Source organism: Thiolapillus sp., assembly GCF_048562965.1.
Lineage (GTDB): Bacteria > Pseudomonadota > Gammaproteobacteria > Chromatiales > Chromatiaceae > Thiolapillus > Thiolapillus brandeum_A.
In genome coordinates, this window is sequence record NZ_JBHNMF010001563.1 from 1 (window position 1) to 556 (window position 556).

1 protein-coding gene and 1 pseudogene are annotated in these 556 nt (G+C 56.7%); both read right to left on the reverse strand.

The window, feature by feature from the left end:
• Positions 1-211, reverse strand: a pseudogene (locus ACOCD2_RS25520) (hypothetical protein); the annotation flags it as partial.
• Positions 201-556 (reverse strand): type I restriction endonuclease subunit R, EcoR124 family (locus ACOCD2_RS25525; protein ID WP_419626398.1); only part of this gene is annotated, 356 nt, incomplete at its 5' end. The pseudogene ACOCD2_RS25520 and the gene ACOCD2_RS25525, both read right to left, overlap by 11 nt.

The window sequence follows — 556 nt, forward strand, 5'->3', positions numbered from 1 at the left end:
GGGAAGATTTTCTGTCCTTAATATCCGCATTCCCCTGTATCAACGGAAGTCCAATTCTTTGATCATTATATGAAGCAGATTTTGGGGAAGCACCCATGGAGATATTTGCTACCTCCCCCAAACGCTTCACCTCCCACGCCCCCACCTCCCGAAACTCAGGAAAGCGCAGGCGGGGCACCAGAGGCTTTTTCTTGTCGCTTTTACCGCTCATACACTTCCAGCCCTGAAATTTCCTGGCCTTCGGCCTGCTTGCGCAGCAGGGTTGTGAGGTCGTCCATCAGTTCCAGCTCTTTTTGGGCCCGCACCTTCCAGCCCAGTCCCAGGGGGCGGAGCAGTTCGGTCAGCGCATCAGGGTCGAAGATCCTACGGCTCAGGATACTGTCGATGAAGCCTTGCAGGGCCTTGGTGCTGAGGCCGTGCTTTCCAGCAATGGCAGCCAGTTCCCGGGCGTTCTTCTCCGCCTTGAAGCGCTCGTAACCCTCGCGGATGGCCTGCTCGTCCAGCCCCTTGCCTTCCGTGAGGGTGTTGATGTATTCGACCATGTCCTCACGCTCAT